Source organism: Parvularcula mediterranea (assembly GCF_013085255.1).
Taxonomy (GTDB): domain Bacteria; phylum Pseudomonadota; class Alphaproteobacteria; order Caulobacterales; family Parvularculaceae; genus Parvularcula; species Parvularcula mediterranea.
This window is the reverse complement of record NZ_JABFCX010000003.1, coordinates 179657-202231: the sequence shown is the minus strand read 5'-3', so window position 1 is coordinate 202231 and position 22575 is coordinate 179657. Positions and strand designations below refer to the sequence as shown.

Annotated in this window: 25 protein-coding genes and 1 riboswitch; of the genes, 5 read left to right on the top strand and 20 right to left on the bottom strand. The window is 63.6% G+C overall.

The features are described 5' to 3' along the window. Positions 1–23 precede the first annotated feature (23 nt). From HK107_RS09835 to HK107_RS09790, 10 genes are read right to left on the bottom strand one after another with little or no spacing between them, the layout of a single operon-like run. On the bottom strand, positions 24–1787 hold the full coding sequence (locus HK107_RS09835) for a Na(+)/H(+) antiporter subunit D (RefSeq protein ID WP_173199255.1): 1764 nt from the start codon (positions 1785–1787) through the stop codon (positions 24–26). Beyond that, positions 1784–2149: a hypothetical protein gene (locus HK107_RS09830; RefSeq protein ID WP_173199253.1), complete on the bottom strand. Its 366-nt coding sequence runs from the start codon at positions 2147–2149 to the stop codon at positions 1784–1786. The genes HK107_RS09835 and HK107_RS09830 overlap by 4 nt, the downstream gene beginning before the upstream one ends. Beyond that, positions 2146–3636 (bottom strand): proton-conducting transporter transmembrane domain-containing protein, encoded by a 1491-nt coding sequence (locus HK107_RS09825; protein WP_173199250.1) that lies wholly within the window; start codon positions 3634–3636, stop codon positions 2146–2148. Before HK107_RS09825 ends, HK107_RS09830 begins: the two co-directional genes overlap by 4 nt. After that, positions 3636–5141, bottom strand: a complete 1506-nt coding sequence (locus HK107_RS09820) for a monovalent cation/H+ antiporter subunit D family protein (RefSeq protein WP_173199248.1) — start codon at positions 5139–5141, stop codon at positions 3636–3638. The genes HK107_RS09825 and HK107_RS09820 overlap by 1 nt, the downstream gene beginning before the upstream one ends. Continuing rightward, positions 5138–5854: a sodium:proton antiporter gene (locus HK107_RS09815; protein ID WP_173199246.1), complete on the bottom strand. Its 717-nt coding sequence runs from the start codon at positions 5852–5854 to the stop codon at positions 5138–5140. Before HK107_RS09815 ends, HK107_RS09820 begins: the two co-directional genes overlap by 4 nt. Further along, entirely contained in the window at positions 5854–6294 is a 441-nt protein-coding gene (locus tag HK107_RS09810; RefSeq protein WP_173199244.1) for a Na(+)/H(+) antiporter subunit B, read from the bottom strand. The genes HK107_RS09815 and HK107_RS09810 overlap by 1 nt, the downstream gene beginning before the upstream one ends. Before the next feature lie 2 nt (positions 6295–6296). Continuing rightward, complete coding sequence (locus HK107_RS09805) at positions 6297–6920, bottom strand: DUF4040 domain-containing protein (RefSeq protein ID WP_233061461.1); 624 nt, start codon at positions 6918–6920, stop codon at positions 6297–6299. Continuing rightward, on the bottom strand, positions 6917–7282 hold the full coding sequence (gene mnhG / locus HK107_RS09800) for a monovalent cation/H(+) antiporter subunit G (protein WP_233061459.1): 366 nt from the start codon (positions 7280–7282) through the stop codon (positions 6917–6919). Before mnhG ends, HK107_RS09805 begins: the two co-directional genes overlap by 4 nt. After that, entirely contained in the window at positions 7282–7578 is a 297-nt protein-coding gene (locus tag HK107_RS09795) for a monovalent cation/H+ antiporter complex subunit F (protein ID WP_173199242.1), read from the bottom strand. The genes mnhG and HK107_RS09795 overlap by 1 nt, the downstream gene beginning before the upstream one ends. Next, positions 7578–8084 (bottom strand): Na+/H+ antiporter subunit E, encoded by a 507-nt coding sequence (locus HK107_RS09790; protein WP_173199240.1) that lies wholly within the window; start codon positions 8082–8084, stop codon positions 7578–7580. Before HK107_RS09790 ends, HK107_RS09795 begins: the two co-directional genes overlap by 1 nt. Before the next feature lie 182 nt (positions 8085–8266). Between HK107_RS09790 and HK107_RS09785 the strand changes: the two genes are divergently transcribed. After that, positions 8267–8554 carry a hypothetical protein gene (locus HK107_RS09785; protein ID WP_173199238.1) on the top strand — a complete coding sequence of 96 codons (288 nt, stop codon included), beginning with the start codon at positions 8267–8269 and terminating at the stop codon, positions 8552–8554. Positions 8555–8618: 64 nt separating this feature from the next. On the opposite strand, the gene gcvPB is transcribed toward HK107_RS09785, so the two are convergent. From gcvPB to gcvT, 5 genes are all read right to left on the bottom strand, one after another. Continuing rightward, on the bottom strand, positions 8619–10136 hold the full coding sequence (gene gcvPB / locus HK107_RS09780; protein WP_173199235.1) for an aminomethyl-transferring glycine dehydrogenase subunit GcvPB: 1518 nt from the start codon (positions 10134–10136) through the stop codon (positions 8619–8621). Positions 10137–10150: 14 nt separating this feature from the next. After that, the gene (gene gcvPA, locus HK107_RS09775) at positions 10151–11488 is read right to left on the bottom strand and encodes an aminomethyl-transferring glycine dehydrogenase subunit GcvPA (protein ID WP_173199233.1); all 1338 of its coding nucleotides are present in this window, start codon (positions 11486–11488) and stop codon (positions 10151–10153) included. Between the two features lie 130 nt (positions 11489–11618). Next, on the bottom strand, positions 11619–11759 hold the full coding sequence (locus HK107_RS09770; RefSeq protein WP_173199231.1) for a hypothetical protein: 141 nt from the start codon (positions 11757–11759) through the stop codon (positions 11619–11621). Then, on the bottom strand, positions 11752–12123 hold the full coding sequence (gene gcvH, locus HK107_RS09765; protein WP_173199229.1) for a glycine cleavage system protein GcvH: 372 nt from the start codon (positions 12121–12123) through the stop codon (positions 11752–11754). Before gcvH ends, HK107_RS09770 begins: the two co-directional genes overlap by 8 nt. Then, entirely contained in the window at positions 12120–13259 is a 1140-nt protein-coding gene (gcvT, locus tag HK107_RS09760) for a glycine cleavage system aminomethyltransferase GcvT (protein ID WP_198912385.1), read from the bottom strand. Before gcvT ends, gcvH begins: the two co-directional genes overlap by 4 nt. Positions 13260–13420: 161 nt before the next feature. Next, a riboswitch (glycine riboswitch) is annotated at positions 13421–13511 on the bottom strand. Positions 13512–13633: 122 nt separating this feature from the next. Between gcvT and HK107_RS09755 the strand changes: the two genes are divergently transcribed. The 3 genes from HK107_RS09755 to HK107_RS09745 are packed head-to-tail and all read left to right on the top strand — an operon-like array spanning position 13634 to position 16048. Further along, complete coding sequence (locus HK107_RS09755) at positions 13634–14974, top strand: TldD/PmbA family protein (RefSeq protein ID WP_173199225.1); 1341 nt, start codon at positions 13634–13636, stop codon at positions 14972–14974. Further along, a complete protein-coding gene (locus tag HK107_RS09750) occupies positions 14961–15794 on the top strand; it encodes an inositol monophosphatase family protein (protein ID WP_198912384.1) in 834 nt (277 codons plus the stop codon). The genes HK107_RS09755 and HK107_RS09750 overlap by 14 nt, the downstream gene beginning before the upstream one ends. Before the next feature lie 11 nt (positions 15795–15805). Continuing rightward, complete coding sequence (locus tag HK107_RS09745) at positions 15806–16048, top strand: DUF4170 domain-containing protein (RefSeq protein ID WP_173199223.1); 243 nt, start codon at positions 15806–15808, stop codon at positions 16046–16048. Positions 16049–16321: 273 nt separating this feature from the next. Here HK107_RS09745 and HK107_RS09740 read toward each other — a convergent pair whose 3' ends face one another. Together HK107_RS09740 and HK107_RS09735 are read right to left on the bottom strand one after the other, a co-directional pair. Further along, positions 16322–16558 carry a hypothetical protein gene (locus HK107_RS09740; protein WP_173199221.1) on the bottom strand — a complete coding sequence of 79 codons (237 nt, stop codon included), beginning with the start codon at positions 16556–16558 and terminating at the stop codon, positions 16322–16324. A gap of 60 nt (positions 16559–16618) precedes the next feature. After that, positions 16619–17095: a peroxiredoxin gene (locus HK107_RS09735; RefSeq protein WP_173199219.1), complete on the bottom strand. Its 477-nt coding sequence runs from the start codon at positions 17093–17095 to the stop codon at positions 16619–16621. Between the two features lie 154 nt (positions 17096–17249). On the opposite strand from HK107_RS09735, the gene HK107_RS09730 reads away from it, so the two are divergent. After that, on the top strand, positions 17250–17852 hold the full coding sequence (locus HK107_RS09730) for a YqgE/AlgH family protein (protein WP_173199217.1): 603 nt from the start codon (positions 17250–17252) through the stop codon (positions 17850–17852). Between the two features lie 3 nt (positions 17853–17855). On the opposite strand, the gene HK107_RS09725 is transcribed toward HK107_RS09730, so the two are convergent. The 3 genes from HK107_RS09725 to HK107_RS09715 all read right to left on the bottom strand — a co-directional run bounded on the left by HK107_RS09725 (position 17856) and on the right by HK107_RS09715 (position 22524). Beyond that, positions 17856–19925, bottom strand: a complete 2070-nt coding sequence (locus tag HK107_RS09725) for a hypothetical protein (RefSeq protein WP_173199214.1) — start codon at positions 19923–19925, stop codon at positions 17856–17858. 83 nt (positions 19926–20008) lie between these two features. Next, positions 20009–21394 carry a threonine synthase gene (gene thrC / locus HK107_RS09720; RefSeq protein ID WP_173199212.1) on the bottom strand — a complete coding sequence of 462 codons (1386 nt, stop codon included), beginning with the start codon at positions 21392–21394 and terminating at the stop codon, positions 20009–20011. Between the two features lie 77 nt (positions 21395–21471). Next, positions 21472–22524 (bottom strand): SMP-30/gluconolactonase/LRE family protein, encoded by a 1053-nt coding sequence (locus HK107_RS09715; protein ID WP_173199210.1) that lies wholly within the window; start codon positions 22522–22524, stop codon positions 21472–21474. Positions 22525–22575 lie beyond the last annotated feature (51 nt).

Below are 22575 nucleotides of genomic sequence, written 5' to 3'. Positions count from 1 at the left end.
CACGCGCCCCTGTCATCTGGCCGTCAGTTCAGGAACGCCGTGATCAGCACCACCGCCAGCACCGCCGCCGTAAAGAGCGCCGTGAAACCGACCGTCCAATAGCGCGACAGCACGCCGCCGGGGCCATGAAGAGTCCCAAGGCTGCTCACCACCGAACCGCTGAGGCCCTTCAGACCACCCCAGACAGTATGCCAGACCGAAGCCACACCAGCGACCGTCGCCATCAGCGCCTTCCGACCCGGGACGCGCCAGAACCAGTCGACATCGAGGTTCTGCGAGCGGACCTCCGCCGGGTAGAGCTTGAACTTCACCAGCAGCATGAAGGCGAAGATCGCAAACAGGAGGAGCTGCATCTGCGTCGCCACATGCTCCGCCGTATAGGCGTGGTAGTCGGTCTCGTAGGGCAACAGGCCATAGAGGATCGGAGGGTAGAACCCGACGAGAAGGCACAGGAACGCTGCGATACCCATCGCGATCAGCATGCTGAGCGGCGCTTCCTTCGGGCGCGGCACACCGTTCCTGAGCGAGGGCGCAAACCGGTCGTGGGCGAAGAAGGCGAAGTACGGGATCTTGATGCCCGAGTGCTCAAGCACACCCGCCGAGGCGAAGAGCAGCATGATGTAGACGAGCAGCAGGTGCTCCTCGCCGGCTGCTACGGTGATCATGGACTTGGCCACGAAACCCGAGAAGAGCGGGAAGGCCGAGATCGACATCGCCCCGACAATCGTGAACGCAGTCGTCCACGGCATCGACTTATGCAGACCCCCAAGCTCCGTCGCGCGCGCTGTGCCCGCCTGCTGCATCACTGCGCCCATGCCCATGAAGAGGAGCGCCTTGTAGGTGATGTGGACGAAGGCGTGGGCCGCGGCGCCATTGATCGCGAGTTCTGTCCCGATGCCGATGGCGCAGACCATGAAGCCGAGTTGGTTGTTGAGCGAGTAGCTGAGGACCTTGCGAAGGTCGTTCTCGATGAGTGCGAAGAAGACCGGGAAGGCGGTCATGACGACACCGATCGGAATCAGGATGTCCGTCCCGGCAAAACCGCGCGCGAGGGTGTAGATCGCCAGCTTGGTCGTGAAGGCCGAGAGCATCACCGCGCCAACGCCCGACGCCTTAGGATAGCTGTCCTGAAGCCAGGTATGGAGGAGCGGGAAACAGGCCTTGATGCCGAACGCGAAGAGGATCAGCGCGGCCACCGGATCGACCCCCGCTTCGCCCACCAGCTCGAACGCTCCGAACTCGGACGAGCCGCCGCGCGCGAGGTGCAGCACGATGCCTGCGAAGAGGAGAAGGCCCGACATCACCTGGATCACGAGGTAGCGCATCCCGGCCTTGAACGCCGCGTGGCCACCGCCAGCCCAGACGATGAAGACCGAGCTGAGCGCAGCAATCTCCCAGAAGATGAAAAGCGTCAGGAGATCGCCAGCAAGCGCTCCGCCCACGGCGGAACCTGCATAGACGATGCCCATCGACGCCTCGACCTTGGTCGCCGACTGCCAGCCATAGATCACGTTCAGGAATGCTGCCGAGTGGAAGACGATGGCGAAAATGACCGACAGCTTGTCGAGCCGCAGAGGCATGAACTCGTAGCCGAGGATCTCACCGGTGCCGTAGACCTGGGCATCGCCCATGGGACCGACGCCGAGATTGAAGAGCTGCCAGCCCGAAAGCACCACGGCGATGAGGCCGATGATGCCGCGCCCCTGATGGCCGAAAAAGACCATCAGCGCGCCTGCGACCATCATGATCATGGCGGGGTTCGTATCCGCCGGGATGAACGGAATCATTCTTCGCGCCCCCCGGTCTCAAGGCTGCGGATGCGCACCTCTTCGTCCTCGCCAATGCGCGGCATCTCTGCCGTCGGGCCGTCATAATAACCCTCTTCGCGCATGAGGATCTTACGAAGGTGCTGGCCCGCCAGAACGATGAAGGAGAAGCTGACGAAACCAACGATGCCGTAGAAAACAGGGTTGCCGTCGACCCAGCCGAACTTTGGCTTGGTCTTGCCCATGAAGAACAGGACCGTGTTCATCAGTGCAAAGAACGCTCCGGCAGCGGGAACGCCGATCCACATATACTTGATCCACGTGTCGGTCTCGAAGATCGAACGCTCTTCAGGGAGGATCTTGGGATGATCGTCGTCGCTCACAGGCCCTCCACCAACGGTTCGAGGTAACGGACGAGATCGCCCATATAGATAAAGAGGATGAGGCAGCCGATGGCCGTCAGCCACGCAGGCACCACGGAGAGCAGCGGCGCTTCGTTCACTTCGCTCACCTGGTCACGCGGCACGGGATCCATGAAGGCCCGGACAGCCGGCGGCAGCAGATAGACGATGTTGAGGAGGCTCGACAGGATCAGGATTGCGATCAGGACAAGGTCGCCTGTCTCGACACTGCTCAGCATCAGGAAGAACTTGGGCCATGTCCCAGCCAGCGGCGGCAGGCCGATGATTGAACAGGCACCAATGATGTAGGCGATGAAGGTGTAGGGCATGACGCGCCCGAGGCCCCGCATCTCGGAGATGTATTTCTTGTGGGTCGCAGTGGCGATGGCCCCTGCACACATGAACAGGGTCATCTTGCCAAGCGCGTGGGCCGCGATCTGTGTGCCCCCGCCAAGGATGCCCATCTTCGTCGCCAGCATCGCGCCGAGCGTGATGTAGCTCAACTGGCTGACGGTCGAATAGGCAAGGCGGGCTTTCAGATTGTCCTGGGTCATCGCGATGAAGCTCGCGATCAGGATAGAGGCTGCGGCCACGTAGAGGATAACATCGGCGGCTACCGACTCCGCCACATTCGCCGCGCCGAAGGTATAGACCGTGACCTTCAGCACACCGAAGACACCTGCCTTCACAACCGCCACGGCGTGGAGGAAGGCCGAGACAGGCGTCGGCGCCACCATCGCATTAGGCAGCCAGGGGTGGAACGGCATCAGCGCCGCCTTGGCCGTGCCCCAGGCGAAGAGCGCGAGCATGATGCCGAAGACGAGCGGCATGTTGGTGAAGACATCGCCCAGGATGCCGCCGAGGACAAAATCCGTCGTCCCGGTCATGCCGTAGACCCAGATCACGCCCGGCAGCAGGAGCCCGATCGAGGTGCCCATCAGGATGCCAAGGTAGACCCGGCCCCCAGCCCTCGCAGCCTCGTTCCGCTCATGGGTGACGAGCGGGAAGGTCGAGATGGTCAGGACCTCGTAGAAGAGGAAAAAGGTGAGAAGGTTGCCTGCATACGCAATGCCGAGCGCCGCGGAGATCGCGACACAGAAGGCCATGTAGAAGCGCGTCTGACCCTTGGCGTCGTGGCCGCGCATGTAGCCGATCGAATAGACCGTGTTCACCACCCAGAGGCCCGAGGCGATCAGGCCGAAGAGCGCGCCGAGGGGCTCGACCTTGAACTTGATCTCAAGGCCCGGGAGCATCTCGATAATGGCGAGCTCTGGCCGTGCGCCGGTGCCCACCGCGGTGAAGATCGTCAGGGTGAAGAAGAGCGTGACGAGCCCTGAGGCGATCGACGCACTCTCGCGAAGGTTCGGGGAGCGATCGAGGAACGCGACAAAGACGAGGCCCACGAGCGGCGCGATCATGCTGCCTGCGATGGCCGTTTCGAGGGAGACTGCTGAGAAGAGCGCTTCCATTACATCGCCCCCCCATACCCAAGGCCCGTATCAAGGAGCGACTCAGCCGCCGCCCTGCAGATGTTGACGAGGCCCTCTGCATCAATGCCGAAATAGATCGTCACCGCCGCCATGAGCAGCATGGGCGCCATCATCGCCAGCGGCACCTTGCGCGGCGTCCTGCTGGTCGGCTCTTCGAGGAGCATGGTCCACGCGATGCGGCCGACATAGGCCACCGCGAGAAGCGAGCTAGCAACGATCATCAGCACAATGAGGAGCGACGGGATCGCCTGCACACTGCCGAACGCGGCCTGCACGAGTACCCATTTCGAGATGAACCCGCCCGTCAGCGGCACGCCGACAAGGCTCAAGCCGCCGATCAGGAACACCCCTGTCGTCACCGGCATCGTCTTGCCGAGCCCCTTATACGCGGAGAGCCTATGCGAGCCGAGGGCGAAGAAGACTGCGCCCACTGCCATGAACAGGGTCGTCTTCATCACCGCGTGCTGGAAGACATGGACCAGCGCAGCGCCAACGCCATCGACCGTCGCGAAGCTGATGCCGAGGAGCATGTAGCCGATCTGCGCCACCGAGGAATAAGCGAGGATCATCTTCACGTCCTCGCGGAAAATGGCGACCGTCGAGGCATAGAACATCCCGACAAGGCCGAGCACGAGGAAGAAGCCGAAGGCGATATCCGCGAAGCCGAAGCTGAACCCGAAGATCGTGAAGAGGAACCTGAGCATCGCGTAGATCGCGACCTTGGTGGAGGTCGATGCGAGGAACGCTGTCACTGCCGAGGGTGCGTAGGTGTAGGCCGCAGGCAGCCACCGGTGCATCGGGAACATGGCGAGCTTCAGCCCGAGCCCCGTGAAGATGAACGCATAGCCTGCGCGGATTACCTTGTTGTCCGCACCCTGAAGACGGTCATGGAGGTCCGTCATGTTGAGGGTGCCGGTCACCTGGTAAAGAAGGCCAAGGCCGATCACGAAGAACGTCGCGCCGATGGTGCCGAGGACGAGATAGGTAAAGGCCGCCGTCAGCGCCCGCCTGTCCCGCTTCGCGCCAAGCGCCACGAGGGTGTAGGTCGAGAGCGACGAGATCTCGAGGAAGACAAAGACGTTGAAAGCGTCGCCTGTCGCCACCACGCCCATGAGGCCTGAGAAGCAAATCAGGAACATCGCAAAGAAGGCGCTCGTTTGTGAGGGGACGATTTCATCCCTCGCGCTTTCGATGGCGTAGGGGAAGACGACCGATGCCAGGAGCGACACCAGCGTCATGACGATCGCGCCTGCGAGGTCCACGCGGTAGACGATGCCCAGCGGGTTAGCCCAGCCGCCAAGGCCATACTCGATCGGCCCGACTTCGGCGACTGTCGCGAGAAGCATCGCGGCGAAGGCGAAGGACACCCACGCGATCAGCGTCGCGAAGCTGCCTGCAAGCCTTGTGTTTGGGAGCAACAGGCAGATCGGCGCTGCAAACAGCGGGATGATGACGGGAAGGACGGGGAGGTCGTCGAGTATCATGCCCGTGCCACCTCACGCCGCTCGGCCTCATTGTCCAGCGTCTCGAGCTGGTCCTCCTCAACTGTTCCGTAGGCTTCGCGAATACGCACGGCGAGGGACAGGCCCACGGCCGTGGTCGCGACGCCCACGACAATCGCAGTGAGGATCAGGACGTGGGGCAACGGGTTCGAGTAGAGGATCTCGGTCGCACCACCTGCTGCCTTCGCGATATCCGCCGTGTGATCGGGATTGTCGGTCAGCACGTTCGGCAGGAGCTCGTTAGCAGGCGCGCCTTCGGGTTGAAGATGAAGGCTCCCTTCCCCGCCTTGTGCTGCCCCCGGGTCGCGAACGCCGGTGAGCTGGTTGACCGGAGCGTCGTAGCCTTCGGCTGCGCCTGCATCATCGTGCATGGCGCTGGAGTCCGGGCTGGCGCTCTGGCCTTCCGGGAAGAAGCCAACGGGCGCTTCGCTGGCGCTTTGATGATCCGCGCTGTGAGCATCGTGACCGCCGCTATGGTCGTCCTTTTTCTTGGACTTGTCCTCGATCAGGATCGGGGCCGTGCCGCCGATGACCTTGCCGATGGTGATGTAGAAGATGAACACCGAGGTCTGGAAGAGGTTAAGACCCACCAGCGTCTTCACGAGGTTGCCCCGCGAGAAGACAATGTAGAGGCCCGTCATCATCAGGCAGATGACGATCCAGTAGTTGTACCGTGCCAGGATGAATTCGAGCATTACCAGGCGTCGTCCATGGGTTCGGGCTCGCGCCCAGCGAAAGCGTAGAAGATCTGCAGCATGGTCGCCGCGACCGCGAGGCCGACGCCGATCTCCACCACGACAATGCCGATATGCTGGCCTGCATGGTGGGTGCTGTCGGGCTGGATCACGTCATAATCGAGGAAGTTCCCGCCAAGGAACATCGTGTAAAAACCGCAGCCCATATAGATCAGCACACCGAGGGCCATCCCCACCGGAAGCCAGTTCGGCGGGATCACGCGCTGGCAGCTGCCAAGCCCGAAACCGAGGGCGTGGAGGATGAAGGCAGCGGCGAAGATCACGCCAGCCTGAAAGCCGCCGCCGGGGCCGTAATCGCCGTGGAACTGAACATAGAGCGCGAAGAGGAGGATCGGCGCGAAGAGCAGCTTGATCGTGACGCGGAGAATGAGGTGACCCATCGTCAGTGCTCCCCGTCATCATTGCGGCCACCACCCCTGATGGCGCCAACGCCGAGGAGGAGGAGGCAGGCAAGACCTGCGGTGAAAACGACGACCACTTCGCCCATCGTATCAAAGCCGCGATAGCTAGCGAGGACCGCTGTCACGATGTTCGGGACGTCAATGTCCGTGGGCGTCTGATCGATGTAGGCCTGACCGACATAGGCGTTGGCCGGTGCCGTCGCCTCGCCGAACGCCGGCATGTCGAGGGTCGCGTAGAAGAGCGCTCCACCCGTCACAATGACGATAGCGAGGGGCAGGATCTGCCGCTCACGGTCGACCGGCATCTCCCACTTCGCCGTCAGTGCGACGCCGGTGAGGATGAGTACGGTCGAGATCCCTGCGCCCACAGCCGCTTCGGTGAACGCCACGTCTACTGCATCGAGCGCCACGAAGAACGCCGCCGAGAGGAGCGAGTAGATCCCCGAGAGCATCGCCACGCTGAAAAGCTGGCGCATACGGATCATCGAAATCGCGGTTGCGAACAGAAGCGCGAGGAGGAAGATCTCGACAAAGATCGGGCCAGAGACTGCAGGCACGCTCTCGGCGGCCTGCGCGACGGCGGCTTGTTCGTCGGCCATCATCATGATGCGCCTCCCTCATCTTCCGCGCCCGGTGCAAGCGGCACGTTCTGGCGGAGGAGCAACTTTCCGGTCAGCGGCGCTTCGCGGCCTGCATAGGCTGCGTGGGCGACCGAGTGCGTGGCTACGGGGCTGGTCATGATGAGGAAGAAGAAGATCAGCAGGATCTTGATCGCGGTCATCGCGTCCGGCGCCTGAAGCAGCATGCCGAGCAGCACGAGGTCAGCGCCCAGCGTATCGGTCACGCCCGCCGCGTGGGTCCGGGTGTAGAAATCCGGAAAACGCAGCGTACCGACGGCTCCGATGATGACGAAGGCACCACCCGAAAGAAGCAGCAGCCAGGAGAGGGTGTCAGCGAAGAGTTCCATCAGCGGCCCTCCTGCCTGATCGGGTCCTCATCATCCATGGCGGTCATAAGTCCTCCGTACCGGAAGAATTTCAGGATCGCGATCGTGCCGACGAAGTTGATGAGCGCGTAGAGAAGCGCGATGTCGAGAAACGCAGGACGGCCCATCAGGAAGCCAAGGACGCCAAGGAGCAGAACCGTCTTCGTCCCGAAGCTGTTCACCGCGAGGACGCGGTCATAGACGGTGGGGCCGAGGACCGCCCTGATCAGCATCAGGATCATGGCGACGCCGAGGGCGAGGGTCGTAGCAGCAAACATCAGGCGCCCCTCCCCGACTCAAGCCTTGTGCACTTCGCGCCCATCTCGGCGATGCCTTCCACGTCTGCCAGCTTCTCATCCAGCGCATGGATGAGGAGGCAGTCCTCCCGCACGTCGACGGTGACAGTGCCGGGGGTGAGAGTGACGGAATTGGCGAAGATCGTGCGGGTCAGGTCGCTTGGCTGGTCAGCAGGCACACGGATCATCTTGGGCGCCAGCTTGATTTGTGGGCGGATGACCTCACGCGCCACGATGATGTTGGCCTTGCCGATCTCGAGCAGCAGCCAGGACATGTAGGTGAGGATGCGCGGGAAGATGGATGTCGGCACCCCCTCGCGGTCAACGATCTCGGCCCTCTCCGAAAACCAAAGCGTCACAGCGACCGAGAACGCACCGAATGCGACCAGCGTCGCCTTGTTCCAGTAACCCGACAGCAGCATCCAAAGCGCGATCAGCGCGAGTACGAGGACGATGCGGCGACCGGAGATTTTCAGAAACTCTGACAAGTACGCCGTCCTTCCTTGGCCGTTCGCGCCCCATAGCGCTCCGGCAACGCCGGAAAAAAGCAGAAGTCGCGCCCGGGTCAACAGCTAATGCCTGCGTTTCGCACTCGTGATGCCCGGAGAACGCACTGGCGCTCCTGCTGGTTTGGGGTTTAAGCTGTGTTTTCGTCACGGGAAGGTCGCTTATGCGCGCCGCAGCATTGTTCGCTCTAGCCGTCCTGGCGCTGGGCGCCTGCACCACGGTCACCGAAGTGGATGAAGGCCCCTACTTCACGGAAGGGTTCTCCGACGGCTGCCGCACGGCCGAAGCGCGCCGGGCAGCGTTCGACACCCGCAGCTTCCGCAATGACGAGCTTTTCCAGAACCAGCCGAGCTACGCCGCTGGCTGGCGCGAGGGTTTCGCCAATTGCCAGCGCACAGGGATCGGCGGACCGCAGCCCACGAGCACCGGGGCCGTCGAGCCTATTCTCTAAGTATTTCAGCGCCTTGAAGCGTTAGCCCGCCGAGCTTGACGCTCTGCGGGCCTAGGGTTGTTGCCTACTCGGCAGCCATGGCGCCTTCTTCCGGCTCGACCCAGCGGAGCTTCGGCTGGCGGGCAGCCTTGGTCTCATCGAGGCGCGAGCGCGGGGCGAAGTAAGGCGCGTTCTTGAAGCGCTCCGTCTCGCCAGCCTTGGCAGCCTTGGCGAGGCCGAGGAGCGAATCGCAGAACTCGTCCAGCGATGCCTTCGATTCGGTCTCGGTGGGCTCGATCAGCATCGCGCCCGAGACGACCAGCGGGAAGTACATGGTCATCGGGTGGAAGCCCTCGTCGATCATCGCTTTCGCAAAATCGAGGGTGCCGACGCCGGTGTCCTTCAGCCACTTATCGCTGAACAGCGCCTCGTGCATGCAAGGGCCGGGGTAGCCCTGAGTCATCTCCTCGGCGAGGCGGACGCGGACATAGTTGGCGTTGAGGACCGAGTCCTCGCCCACTTTCCGGAGGCCATCGGCGCCGTGGCTGAGCATGTAGCTGAGCGCGCGGACGAACATGCCCATCTGGCCGTGGAAGGCGACCATGCGGCCAAAACTATCGGCGAAGTCGCCCTCTTCCTGTTCGATCAGGCGGAAGGTCTCGCCCTCTTTCACCACAGCGGGGATCGGCGCGAAGGGTGCGAGCGCATCGGACAGCACCGTCGGGCCTGAACCCGGACCACCGCCGCCGTGGGGCGTCGAGAAGGTCTTGTGCAGGTTGATGTGCATCGCATCGACGCCGAGGTCGCCGGGGCGAGCCTTGCCGACGATGGCGTTGAAGTTCGCGCCGTCGCAGTAGAAGTAGCCGCCAGCTTCATGCACCGCGTCGGCCATGGCGCGGATGTCGCGCTCGAACAGGCCGCAGGTGTTGGGGTTGGTGACCATGATCGCCGCGACGTCGTCGCCGAGCTTCGCCTTCATGGCTTCGAGATCGACACGGCCATCTTCCGTGCCCGGAAGCTTGTCCACGGTGAAGCCGCACTGAACAGCCGTCGCAGGGTTCGTTCCGTGGGCCGATTCAGGGACGAGGACCCGGGTGCGGGTCTTCTCTTCGCCCTTCGCCACGATCGCAGCGCGGATGGCCATCATGCCGCAAAGCTCGCCGTGGGCACCGGCTTTCGGCGACATGGCCACGGCCGGCATACCGGTCAGCTCGCAAAGCCAGTCCTGCAGCTCATGGATCAGAGCGAGGGCACCCTGCGCCGTCTTCTCAGGCGCCAGCGGGTGGAGATCCGCAAAGCCCGGAAGCCTCGCCATTTTCTCGTTGAGGCGCGGATTATGCTTCATCGTGCACGAGCCGAGCGGGAAGATGCCCATGTCGATGGCATAGTTCTTCTGGCTGAGGCGCACGAAGTGGCGCATCGCCTGGGGCTCGGTGAACGCCGGCAGGTGGGGTGCGTGCTCAGCGCCCTGATCGCCAAGGCGGCTCTTGGTGCCAGACGGCTGCGGCAGGTCCACGCCCGCCTTCTCGTAGGAGCCTTCCTCGAAAAGGAGGGGCACTTCGAGCTGGAGGCCCTTGTGGCCGGTGAAGGTTTCGTTCGTCATCGGATGATCCTCCCTCAGACCGCCGCGCGGAGTGCGCTGGCGAGGGCTTTGATATCGCTGTCCTGGGTCAGCTCGGTGGCGGCGATGATGAGGAGGTTCTCGGTCTCCTCACGGCCGGGCCAGAGGCGGCCACCGGGGACGCCTGCGATGATGCCTTGCTCCGCGAGGCTGTCCACCACTTGCGAGGCATTCTTCGGTAGGCGGACAGTGAACTCGTTGAAGAAGGTGTCGTTGAGGACCTCGACGCCATCGATGGCTTCGAGCGCATCAGCGGTCTTGCAGGCGCTCTCGTGGCTGAGCGTCGCGACTTCGCGCAGGCCCTTGCCGCCCATCAGCGACATGTGGACCGTGAAGGCCAGCGCGCAGAGGCCGGAGTTTGTGCAGATGTTCGACGTCGCCTTGTCACGGCGGATATGCTGCTCACGCGTCGAGAGGGTCAGGACGAATCCGCGGCGACCGTCAGCATCCACCGTTTCCCCGCAGAGCCTGCCGGGCATGTGGCGAATATGCTTCTGACGCGCAGCGAAGAGACCAAGGTACGGACCACCGAAGTTCAGCGCGTTGCCGATCGACTGGCCCTCGCCGACCACGATGTCGACGCCTTGCGAACCGGGTGATTTGAGGAGGCCGAGGGAGACCGCTTCGGTCACAACCGCGACCACAAGCGCGCCGCGGGCGTGGGCTTTCTCGGTGATGCCTTCGAGGTCACGTAGGAAGCCGAAGACGTCCGGGGACTGAACAATCACGCAAGAGGTTTCATCGTCGATCATATCGAGGACAGCGCCCGCGCCCGGCGTTGCCGGAGCCTGGAGCACCGTGTCGCCGATCAGCTCTTCATTGGTGCGGACAACCTCAGCGTAATGAGGATGGAGGCCACCGGCCATGACCACCTTGTTCCGCTTGGTGATCCGGCGCGCCATCAGCGCAGCCTCGGCCGTTGCGGTGGAGCCGTCATACATGGAGGCGTTGGCGACCTCCATGCCGGTGAGCTCGGCCACCTGGCTCTGAAACTCGAAGAGATATTGCAGCGTACCCTGAGCGATTTCGGGCTGGTAGGGCGTGTAGGCGGTCAGGAACTCCGAGCGCTGGATGATGTGATCCACCGTCGCCGGGACATGGTGCCGGTAGGCGCCGCAGCCCGCGAAGAACGGCCCGTCGCCCGCGGCGTGGTTCTTCTTCGCGTAAGCTGAGAGGTGACGCTCCACCTCGAACTCGCCCTTGTGATCGGGCAGCTTGAGGTCGGGGTTCAGCGCGTCCTTGGGGACATCGCTGAAAAGGTCATCAATCGTCTCGACACCGACGGTCGCCAGCATCGCCTGCCGGTCGGCATCTGTCAGGGGTAGGTACCGCATCGTCTTTCCACCAGTTTCCCCTCGGGAGGGGTTCAAATCCCATCGTCATTCCGGGCTCCGACCCGGAACCCATCGACCGCGGAGCGGTCAAAACATGGATCCCGGATCAAGTCCGGGATGACGCTTCGCGTCACTTCCTCAGCCTACCGAACAAGATCAGCAGGATGGCGATAACGCCTGCGGTGGCCATACCGGCCACCGGGTCCTTGATCGCGACGCCGATGCCAACTCCCACGGCAACGGCGACCCCGATCGAGGTCCCTTTACGCATCCGCCGCGTGTTCCTTGTAAGCCGCTTCGTCCATCAGCTCGTCGAGCTGTGAAGCGTCCGAGAGCTTCATCTTCACGAACCAGCCGTCGCCTTCGGGGCCGTCATTGACGCCTTCGGGCGCGTCGACAATCGCGCCATTTGTCTCAACGATCTCGCCAGCGACGGGCGCGTAGACGTCCGAAGCCGCCTTGACCGATTCGACGACCGCCATGTCGTCGCCCTGGCCAAAGCTCTTGCCGACGTCCGGCAGCTCAACAAATACGACATCGCCGAGCTGTTCGGCGGCGTGCTTGGTGATGCCAACGGTCGCGATATCGCCGTCGAGGCGGACCCACTCATGGTCCTTGGTGAATTTCGTCGTCATGCTGAGGGTCCTCGATAGTAGCGGGGTTCAACGAAGGGCATGCGCACCACGCGCGCAGGATGAAGTTTGCCGCGGATGTCGAGCATCACCTGGGTGCCCTCCTCCGCATGGGTCATGGGAACATAGCCCATGGCGATCGGTCCGCCCACGGAGGGGCCGAAGCCGCCCGAAGTGACCTTGCCGATAACGGCGCCGTTCTCGGTCATGATCGCCGTGCCCTCGCGAGCAGGCGCGCGGCCTTCAGGCTTGAGGCCGACGCGGATCGACTGGCAGCCATCCTTCAACTCACGGAGCACGCGGTCAGCACCCGCAAAGCCGCCTTCTGTCCGGCGGCGCTTGCCGAGCGCGAAATTGAGGCCCGCGCCAACCGGCGAAATCTCTGGGTCCATGTCATGGCCGTAGAGGCAAAGCCCTGCCTCAAGGCGCAGCGAGTCCCGCGCACCAAGGCCGATCGGCGCGACGTCGTCACGGGCGAGGAGCGTGCGCGCCAGCGCTTCGGCATCCTCGTTCGCCACGGAAATCTCGTAGCCGTCCTCGCCTGTGTAGCCGCAGCGTGACAGCATGACGTTCTTGCCATCGAGCTGCGTCACCCGCCCCGACATGAAGGGCATGGTCGCAGCTTCGGGGTCGAGCGCAGCAATCACCTCATGCGCCTTAGGACCCTGCAGCGCGAGGAGGCAGCGGTCCTTGACTGTCAGCTTCGCGCGCCCCCCGAGCTTCTTCTCGATATAGGCATAGTCGGCGTCCTTGCAGGCAGCGTTCACCACCAGGACCAGGTCGCCCTCATGGCCAAGCTCGGTCGGCAGGCGGGTGATCATCAGATCATCCAGCACACCGCCATCGTCAGCCATCAGGAGCGTGTACCGGATGCGGCCAGAGCCGAGCTTCTTGATCTCGCCGGGGACGATTTCCTCGATCAGCGCAGCGACGTCTTCATGGCTACCGCCTTCCACCGACAGGACTGCCTGGCCCATGTGGCTGACGTCGAAAAGGCCAGCCTTGGCGCGGGTCCAGAGGTGCTCGTCCTTGACGCCCATCGGGTACTGCACGGGCATGTCATAGCCTGCGAACGGCACCATCTTGCCGCCAAGCTCGCGGTGCAGCCCATCGAGGGGAAGTTGTTTCAGGTCGCTCAAGCGTCGGGCCTCCATCTTGCGGGATAATCCCGCGAACGGCCCCGGCTGTCTTCACCCTCTCCCCTTTTCAGGGGAGCTGAGGGCGCCTGAGAGATTGGCGGCGGGCGGACCCGCGGCTTGCTCCTTCGGCAGGGCCTGCCAGCCCTTTTCCAGCCTTTACGATCCCCTTGGCGGTCCCTTGTGCCTGAGCGTTTCCGGGGTGGTTGCGCCTTCGGCCTCCTGATCTCTCAGGACGTCTCCCGCTGAGGGGCGTGGCATACGCGCCACCGGAAGGGAGTGCCCGCGAATCGCCGGGTCGTCAATGCGGCTTCGCGGGCTCAGGCGCGCTCATTCATCCTTGGACAGGTGCTGCAGCGCACGCTACCTGCCCGAGCATGACCGCTGATCCCGAGAAGCTTCTCTCCGCCCTCCTCGACAAGGCCAAAGCGCAAGGCGCTGATGCTGCCGATGCTCTTCTTTACAAGAGCCTTTCCGCGTCCGTTCAGGTGCGCCTTGGCGAGACTGAAGAGGTGGAGCGGTCGGAGAACCAGGACCTGGGCCTCCGGGTCTTTGTCGGCGACCGCCAGGCGACGGTGAGCTCCACGAACTTCCGCGAGGATGCGCTGGATACGCTCGTCGAGCGGGCAGTGAAGATGGCGAAGCTTGCGCCGTCTGATCCCTATGCAGGCCTTGCCCCGGCGGACAGGCTGGCGAGCGCGCCCTATCCTGATCTCGACCTCTCCGATGGCTATGAGCCGTCTACGGAGGAACTGACCGAGCGGGCGAAGCTCTGCGAAGATGCGGCGCGCGCCGTCGAGGGCGTCACCAACTCCTCGGGCGCAGGCGCAAGTGTCTCGGCGGGTGAGAGCTTCTTTGCCACCTCCCACGGCTTCTTCGGGCGCAAGTTTGGCGGCAGCCATTCGGTCGGGGTTTCGGTCCTCGCAGGCGAAGGCACGGCGATGGAGCGCGACTATGAGAGCGACGCCGCCGTCCACATCTCGGATCTCAAAGAGGCCGCAGAGGTTGGCCGCGAGGCTGGCGAGCGCGCCGTCCGCCGCCTCAACCCCAAGAAGATGAAGTCCCAGCAGGCGCCGGTGATTTTCGAGCGCCGCCTCGCTGCATCCCTGCTCGGCCCCCTCGCGAGCGCAGCCAATGGCGGTGCGATCACCCGCAAAACGAGCTTCCTCCTCGAAAAGCTCGGCGAGCGCCTCTTCCCTGAAAGCATCATCGTCCGCGATGACCCCCTCCGTCCCCGCGGCTTCGGGTCGAAGCCCTTCGACGGCGAGGGTGTGACCTGTGAGGCTTTCGACCTGATCGACAAAGGCGTCCTCACCCAATGGTATCTCAACGCCGCGCAGGCCAAGCAGCTGGGCCTCGAGACCAATGGCCGGGCCAAGCGCGGCACCGGTGGTGCGCCATCATCCGGCCCGTCGAACCTCGACCTCCTGCCCGGTGACAAGACGCCTGAGGAGCTGATCAAGGAAGCAGGCAACGGCCTCCTCGTGACCGATATGTTCGGCCCACAGATCAACGGCAACACTGGCGATTACTCCGTCGGCTGCTCAGGCTTCGCCATCGGAGGCGGCGAGATTGCCCATCCGGTGAGCGAGATCACCATCGCCGGGAACCTCCTGGACATGTGGGGCTCGATCGTTGCGGGCAGCGACCTCGAGCGTAAGGGCTCGATCAACGCGCCGACGCTTATCATCGAGCGGATGACCATTGCAGGCGACTGACGGCCTCCCCTCCTATGCAGCTGAACGCGACGTGCTGATCGGCGCGGCGCGGGAGGCTGGCGAGGCGATCATGCCGCTGTGGCGGGACCGGTCGGTGAAGGTGTGGACCAAGGGCGACGACAGCCCGGTCTCCGAAGCCGACATGCGCGCCGATGCCATCCTGCGCGAGGCGCTCCTTGATGGGCCGCGGAGGAACTATGGCTGGCTTTCCGAGGAAAGCTGCGATGACCGTTCACGCCTCGAAGCGCCGCGAACGATCATCGTTGATCCGATCGATGGCACCCGCGCGTTCCTTCAGGGCGATGACCAGTTCACGGTCTGCATCGCGGTGACCGAAGGCGAGCGCGTGGTCGCTTCGGTGATCCATGCTCCAGCGCGAAACGAGACGTTCGCTGCTTCCCTCGGCGGCGGATCGACCCTCAACGGCAAGCCTATCTCCGCGAGTGACTGCAAGGGCCTCGAGGACTGCCAGATGCTGGGCCAGAAGCGGATGTTCCAGCACCCCAGCTGGCCTGAGCCCTGGCCGGAGATGGGCGTTCATTACAAGAACTCGACCAGCTACCGCATGGCCTGTGTCGCCGCGGGTCGGTTTGACGGGACATTAGCGCTCGTGCCCAAGGCTGACTGGGACGCAGCGCCGGGTGCTTTAATCGCGGAAGAAGCCGGCGCGAAGGTTTCGGACCACCTCGGAAAGTCCTTCCGCTTCGGACAGGAAAAACCCGAACAGCGGGGCCTTGTCTGCGCCAGCCCGGGCCTTTATCCGCACATCATTGAACGGTTGTCGCACCTGCCGGGCGACCTCCGGTCCATCCAGACATAGAAAGACTTCCGATGAGCGAGACCCAAGCCCCGCAACTCCTTCACCTCGTCTTCGGCGGCGAGCTGACCAGCCCCCGCGAAGCCCGCTTCCGCGACCTCGACAAGCTCGACATCGTCGGCATCTTCCCGAACAAGGCTGAGGCCGACAAAGCCTGGCGCGCCAAAGCCCAAGCCACCGTCGACAGCGCTCACACGCGCTACTTCATCGTTCACCTGCACGAGTTCCTCGACCCGGACGGCGACGGCCTCCTTTAAGCCAGCTGGGGGTGTCACCTCTCCCTTGGGGAGAGGTCGAAATCTCCGATTTCGGGTGAGGGCTCTGGAGCTGGTCGCCTGAACGCCCTCACCCTCGATCCCTATCCCCGGTCGGAGAGGGAGGCGGCACCTCAAAGCTAGTGACTTCTTCCCAACGGTTCCGCCAGAAGGCGCACAAGCGTGCGCCCGGCGCTCATGCACCGCTCCAGCCCACTCAAATAGCGAAGCGATAGCGCAAGCTAGAATGAGCGCCTCTGGCCCGTGAGATAAAAACTACGCCTCGACAGGCTCCAGCTCGCGCCAGCCGCGTCGTTTGCCGACGGTGGGGTGGAGCGTCGCGCTGGCGGCGAGCATCAGCGGTAGGCTGACGAGCAGAGCGGCGACAAATGCAAGGGCGGCGAGGACCGCTCCGGACGTCACGACGAGGGAGCTGGCCGCTGCCTGCACGCGTTCGCGCCGCGCCAGGGCGGGCTGCGAAACGGGAATGGCTGCGTGCGCGGTCATCCTCATAAGATGAGCAGAGCCGAACCCGATTGCAAAGCGCAATCGGGTCACATCGGCGAAAAACCGTTACAGGTTCGCGAGAACATGCTCGGCGGAGGACACTTCGAAAGCGCCCGGATCCTCAACGAAAACCTCGCTCACCTCGGTGCCGTCGAGCACCATGGCGAAGCGTTGCGACCTTTTGCCCATGCCGAAGCCGGTGCCGTCCATCTCGAGGCCGAGGGCCTCGGTCAGCGCCGCGTTGCCGTCAGCCAGCATGGTGATGCCGTCGGCGTTTGCGCTGTCGCCCCAGGCCTTCATGACGAAGGCGTCGTTGACGGACATGCAGACGATCTGGTCGACACCTTTGGCCTTCAGCGCATCCTGCTTCTCTACGAAGCCGGGAAGGTGCTTGGCCGAGCAAGTGGGCGTGAATGCTCCGGGAACGGCGAAGAGCACGGTCTTCTTGCCGCTGAAAAGCTCTTCGGTGGTCACGGGCTTGGGGCCCTCACCGGTGGCTTCGAAAACCTGAATGCTGGGCAGCTTGTCGCCTTTGGAAATCATGGGTCGTCTCCTGCGTTTCTCTTCAGGGGATGAAGGGGCATCGCAGACAAAAGCAAGGGCCTTTTGCAGGGGTCGAAACGCGCTGTCAGGAAAGCTGCCGGAGGCGTGAACTTGGTCGCATGGAACGCTTCTTAACCTAGGCTATTATCTGGACATGGCTCAAAGAACGCATCCCTCGATTGATCTCCGTAGCGGCTTGACCGGGAAGATGCTGGTCGCGCTGCCGCATCTCGCAGACACGCCATTCGAGCGCTCGGTTTGCCTGATCTGCAGCCATGACGAGGAGCATGCCTTCGGCGTCATCGTGAACAAGCCGATGAAGGGCGTCAGCGTGGCCGAGATGGTTCAGGAGATGCAGATCGAAGCCACAGGTGAAGCCGTGGAAAGGCCCGTCCAATTTGGCGGCCCCGTAGACCTGCAACGGGGCGCGGTCGTCCACACCCTCGACTATCGCGAGGAAGACACTGTCATCGTCACGCCCGAGATCGGCCTAACGGCGACCAAGGACGCGCTCGAGCTGATCTGCGGCAAGTCCACGCCGCCGGAGAAATGGCTCCTGATCATGGGTCATGCAGGCTGGGACGGCGGGCAGCTCGAGGACGAAATCAAGCGCAACGACTGGCTCAGCCTCGACGCGACGGCCAGCTTGGTCTTCGGACAGACCTCGAAGACGTGGGACCAGGCCATGGCGACGCTCGGCGTCTCAGACCTTGGTCAGTTCGATGGCAATGAAAGCCCGATGATCAGGCCCAACTAGCGCCTAGCGCAGGCCGTTAGCCCGCATCGCGGAAACCGCACCGCCGGGGTGGTTGAGCGGCGCAATGCCTGAGCCCGCCTCTTCCTCTGGTGCAGCACCCGCGAGCGGAATAGCGAGGCCTGCGAACGCCCTGCCCGATCCAAAGCGCGCGCCATCCTCGGAGGCATGGTCGGCATCGCCCTCGTCACCGAGATCCCTGACCAGCACGGGCGCCTCGACCTTCCGCAGGAGCGCCTCGATCGCCGATTTCCGGCCACGCTTTTTCGGGTGAAGGACGTCGACAGCGCTCACCAGCAGCATGTCCGCTTCGAACTTCTTGGGCAGCTTGTCCTTCAAGCTCTCAATCGTCAGGCCAACGCCGCCGCCCGCCGTGCGGATGTCTTCAGCAGCAGCCTTGAAGCCCTTCATCTCGCGAGGCGTCGGCACCGGCAAGGTTACGACCATTGCGTTGCGGGGCAGCTCATGGACGCGGCTCGCCTTGCCCACAGCGGCAGCAAGGACACCCGGCCGGACACGGCCTGAGGTGCTGTCGATCAGGGCAAACGGACGCTTCACACCCGAGGCCATGAGGCCAGCCAGCGCCCTGCCCGCGTCGTCGATCAGGAGGCGGACGTCCTCTGGTTTGCTCACGCCGTTGAGGTCCACGACCACGCCGGAGACGCCGCCGCCAGACAGGGTCGCCGCGGGCTTCACCTGCGGGCTCAGCGGTTCCGCGGTTGAGGCGGGAGCTGCGAGCGCTGCAGTGGGCTGGGCCTTTGCCTCAACTTCGGTCACCTCAGCGTCGATCCGCATCAGGATGCCGTCATGGTCGACCTTGCGGCGGCCCCGGAAGGTGAAGATGGCACCGTGCGTCTCAAGGCGCGTCTCGAACGTCCCGGATACAGGCTCTCCACCGCCAAGAACTTCATCGTCGAAGGCAGCAAGGCTCTCTGGGGACAGGCGCTCACGCAGGCCCTCAGGGGTCATCTCCTCAGGCGACATGCCGCCGAACGCGCGGAGCACGTCTTCGCCCAGGCGAACTTCAGGATTGGCGAGGACGTCCCAGACATACTCCTCGGCCTCGGCCTCGATGATCGCGGTGTGATCGTCGTGCCAGTAGCTGGAGACAGGGTCTCCATCCTTGGCAGCCGCCGCGGTGAATGCGGCAGCCGTGGCAGCCGCTGCGGCGACGCCGTCAAAGCGGTCCGCGTCGCGGGCTCCATCCTGGCGCGGAGCCGGCTCGGGCTGCTCCTCACGATAGCTCGTCACGGACGGGGGCGTGAAATCCTCCCGCTCCTGCGGGCGGTGGCGGCTGATACCTGAATGCTGCGGGAGTGAATCATCGTCTCCGAAGAGCGACGCTGGCATCGCCACGGGTTCGGCAGCAGCACGGCGCTCGGCCCGCGAAGGCATGCGCATCTCGTCGGCGAAGAACGGGGCCGTCAGGGTCGCGAGCAGCATCCCTGCTGCAATCAGAACGGACGGGAAAATGACCGGCATCATGGAGCGCATGACCGGGAAGATCGGATCGCTCATCAGGAACGAAGCCGCCAGGGCAAGAATGATGGTCAGACCCAGGAACGCCTTGCCCGCCGGATCACGGACCATCGCGTAGATGAGGAGGATCGCGGAGACCGCGGTGGCTCCAGCCATCGCCAGCCGCGCCTCCTCGGCGAAGTCCATGCCCGCTGCGTTCGCGCCAGCAAGGCCGAGGGTGCCGAGGATGATGATCGCCGAAAGGCCAGCGATCAGGATGTTCTCGCGGCCCGTGTGGAGCACCGCATTGACGAAGAGGAGGAGCGCACTTGCCGTCAGGGCGCCGATCAGGATCTGCGTGCTGCCTGTGACGAAATCGAGGATGCCGAAGAGCATCGCCTGGGAAAGCGCAGTGAGAACAAGGAGAGCGAAACCCGCAGCAGCCGTGCCTGACCTACGAATGATCATCAGGGCAAACGAAGCGAGGGCCCCAAGACCCAGAGCGCCAAGGACACCGAACTCCACCGTCTGCATCCCTGCAGGGTCGAGCATCGTCTGCCGCATGATTTCATCGGCATAACGATCGAAAGAAAAGGCTGCACCCAGTTCGCCAAGCACGTCCTGAAATACCCCGTAGATTGCCCCAAACCATAGGTCTGAGAGCAATTACATCGTAACGCAAGCATCTCTACAAGGCTTTGTTAACGCGCGGAATTGAGTTCCCTGATCGCCTCGCGAACCACTGCCGGATCATTGGCCACGACGCGAAACTTCTCTTCCCGCCCGAAGAGCTCTTCAGATGGGAAGGGAACGTCCGGTTTTTCGCCGGTTGCGGCCTCGACGGCAGCTGGGAACTTCGCGGGGTGTGCGGTGGCCAGCGTCACGATTGGGCCCGAGAGCCCTTCGTCTCGCGCCTTTCGGCTGGCGGCGATGCCGATTGCGGTGTGAGGATCGACGAGCTCGCCAGAGGCTTTGTGAATCGATCCGATTGTCTCTGATACTTCCTCTTCGGAAGCCCGGTAGGAGGAGAACGTCTCGCGCAACGTCGCGAGGAGCGCCTTGTCCATCACGAACGTGCCTTCCTCGCGAAGATCCCGCATCAGACCGGCCGTTCGGTTACTGTCGCGCCAGAGCGCCTCGAAGATCATACGCTCGAAATTGCTGGCGATCTCGATGTCCATGGAGGGAGAGATCGTCGGCGTGATCCCGCGCTTCTGGTACTCACCGGTCCTGAGCGCGCGGTCCAGAATGTCGTTCTCATTGACCGCGATGATCAGTCGCCCGACTGGAGCGCCAAGCCGCTTGGCTACGTAGCCCGCGAAAATGTCCCCGAAATTGCCTGTGGGAACGGTGAAGTGGACTTCGCCAGAACCGACCGAGAGGGCGGCGGTGATGTAGTAGGTGACCTGCGCGGTGATCCTCGCCCAGTTAATCGAATTGACCCCGCCAAGGCTGACATCCGCTACGAACGAACGTTCGGAAAAGAGCTGCTTCACGATGGCCTGGCAGTCGTCGAAGGTCCCTTCTACGGCCAGATTCAGGACGTTAGCTGCATCGCTAGTCGTCATGAACCGGCGCTGGACCTCAGAGATTCGCTCATGGGGATGGAGGGCCGTAATCGACAGATGCTCCCTGCCCGCAAGTGCAGAAACGGCTGCGCCGCCGGTGTCGCCTGAAGTCGCAACGATGACGTTCAGCGACTTGCCTGAGCGCGCGAGGCTTCGCTCAAAGAGCCGCGCGATCAGCTGCATGGCGACGTCTTTGAACGCCAGCGTTGGGCCATGGAAGAGCTCGAGGAGTTGCTCGCCGTCGATCTCCTCAACGGGAGCAACATCTGGATGGCGGAAGGTCGCGAAGGCAGCCTCGCAGAGCGCGCGGGCCTCGTCCTTGCTCATGTCGTCGCCTGCGAAGATCGAGAGGACTTCGGCGCCTACCTCGACGAAGCTCGCCCCCTTGAACCCGCTCCAATCGTGCGGCTCGGGCCATGTCTCGGGCAGGTAGAGGCCGCCGTCGGGGGCAAGGGCCTCGGTCAGGACCTGATCGAAATCCGCGCGGGGGGCGCCGCCGCGGGTAGAGATGTAGTGCATGGAAAGGCTCGCGAGATTGGCAGGCGGAGAAAGCCTACGCCGCACCGCAACATTTGCAAACGCCGAGGAGCGTCAGCCTAGCTGGCGCGGCACATCAGGAACTTGTCGTCGGCAGCCGTGCCGATCAGCGTCCTATTGCCTACCCGGCTGGCAACCGTCGCGGCGGAGAGATCGCGGCCAGTATTCTGGTAGATGGTCTCGACCTGATCGCCATCGACGCGCAGCACCTGGCTGGGTGCTGAGTCCCGGAGGCTCTCGGTGAAGGCTTTGTAGGCGAAGGGCTGCGGGACAGCGCCGATCAGGAGGCGACCGCTCTCGTCGACCGAAAGGTTGTTCGGGAAGCTGCGGAGCGCGATGCGGCTCGTCGGCTCCAGCTGGTCCGTTGCCGGGTCGCGGGCGTATTTGCGGATCGCCTCTGCCCGCATCTCGGCCACGAAGAGGTCGGAGCCATCCGGGCTCAAAGCGATACCGTTCGGGAACCTCAGGCCGTCGGCCTCCACCGACCAGCTGTTGCCGTCATAGTGGAAGATCTGACCGGTCGGCAGGCCGAGGAGGAAATCCGCTTTGCCGCGCACGCTCTGGCGGCCAGAAGCCGTGTCATTGGTGACGTAGAAGGAGCTCGGCCCGGTGGCGATGACGTCGTTCGGGCTGACGAGGCGGGGGTCGCTGAAGCGCTCCGCCAGTGAAAGGTCGCCGGTTGCCTCATCGACGTCGAAGACCAGGACTTCCGGCCCTGCACGGTTCACCACGAACAGGCGGTGGCTGAGGAGGCCGCTCGGCAGGCGCTCTTCCCAGAGATCGATGCCGCCGGGCTCGAAGGCGCGAGGGCGGCCCCCAGTGCGGTCCTGCCAGGATGTGTCATCGAGCGGATTGTCGAGATCGAAGCGGATCAACTCACCGCGCTCGCTCTTGCCGCGCTGATCGTAGACCGAGAGGAAGGCGATGTTCCGGTTCGGGATCGCTGCGACGTCGGAAGCGCCGGTGATGCCCACGACCGGGGTGCAGGCCACTTCGCTTTCGGACGGAAACTCTTCGAACTGGTGGAAGACGTAGCCAAGCCAAATGGTGCCCACGGCTACGGCAAGCGTGCCAGCCGCTACAAGAAACACCATCGGCATGAAGAGACGCATCAATCCCACCCGTCTGAACGTCCGAGACCCCTTTCAAGAGGCAAGCCAACG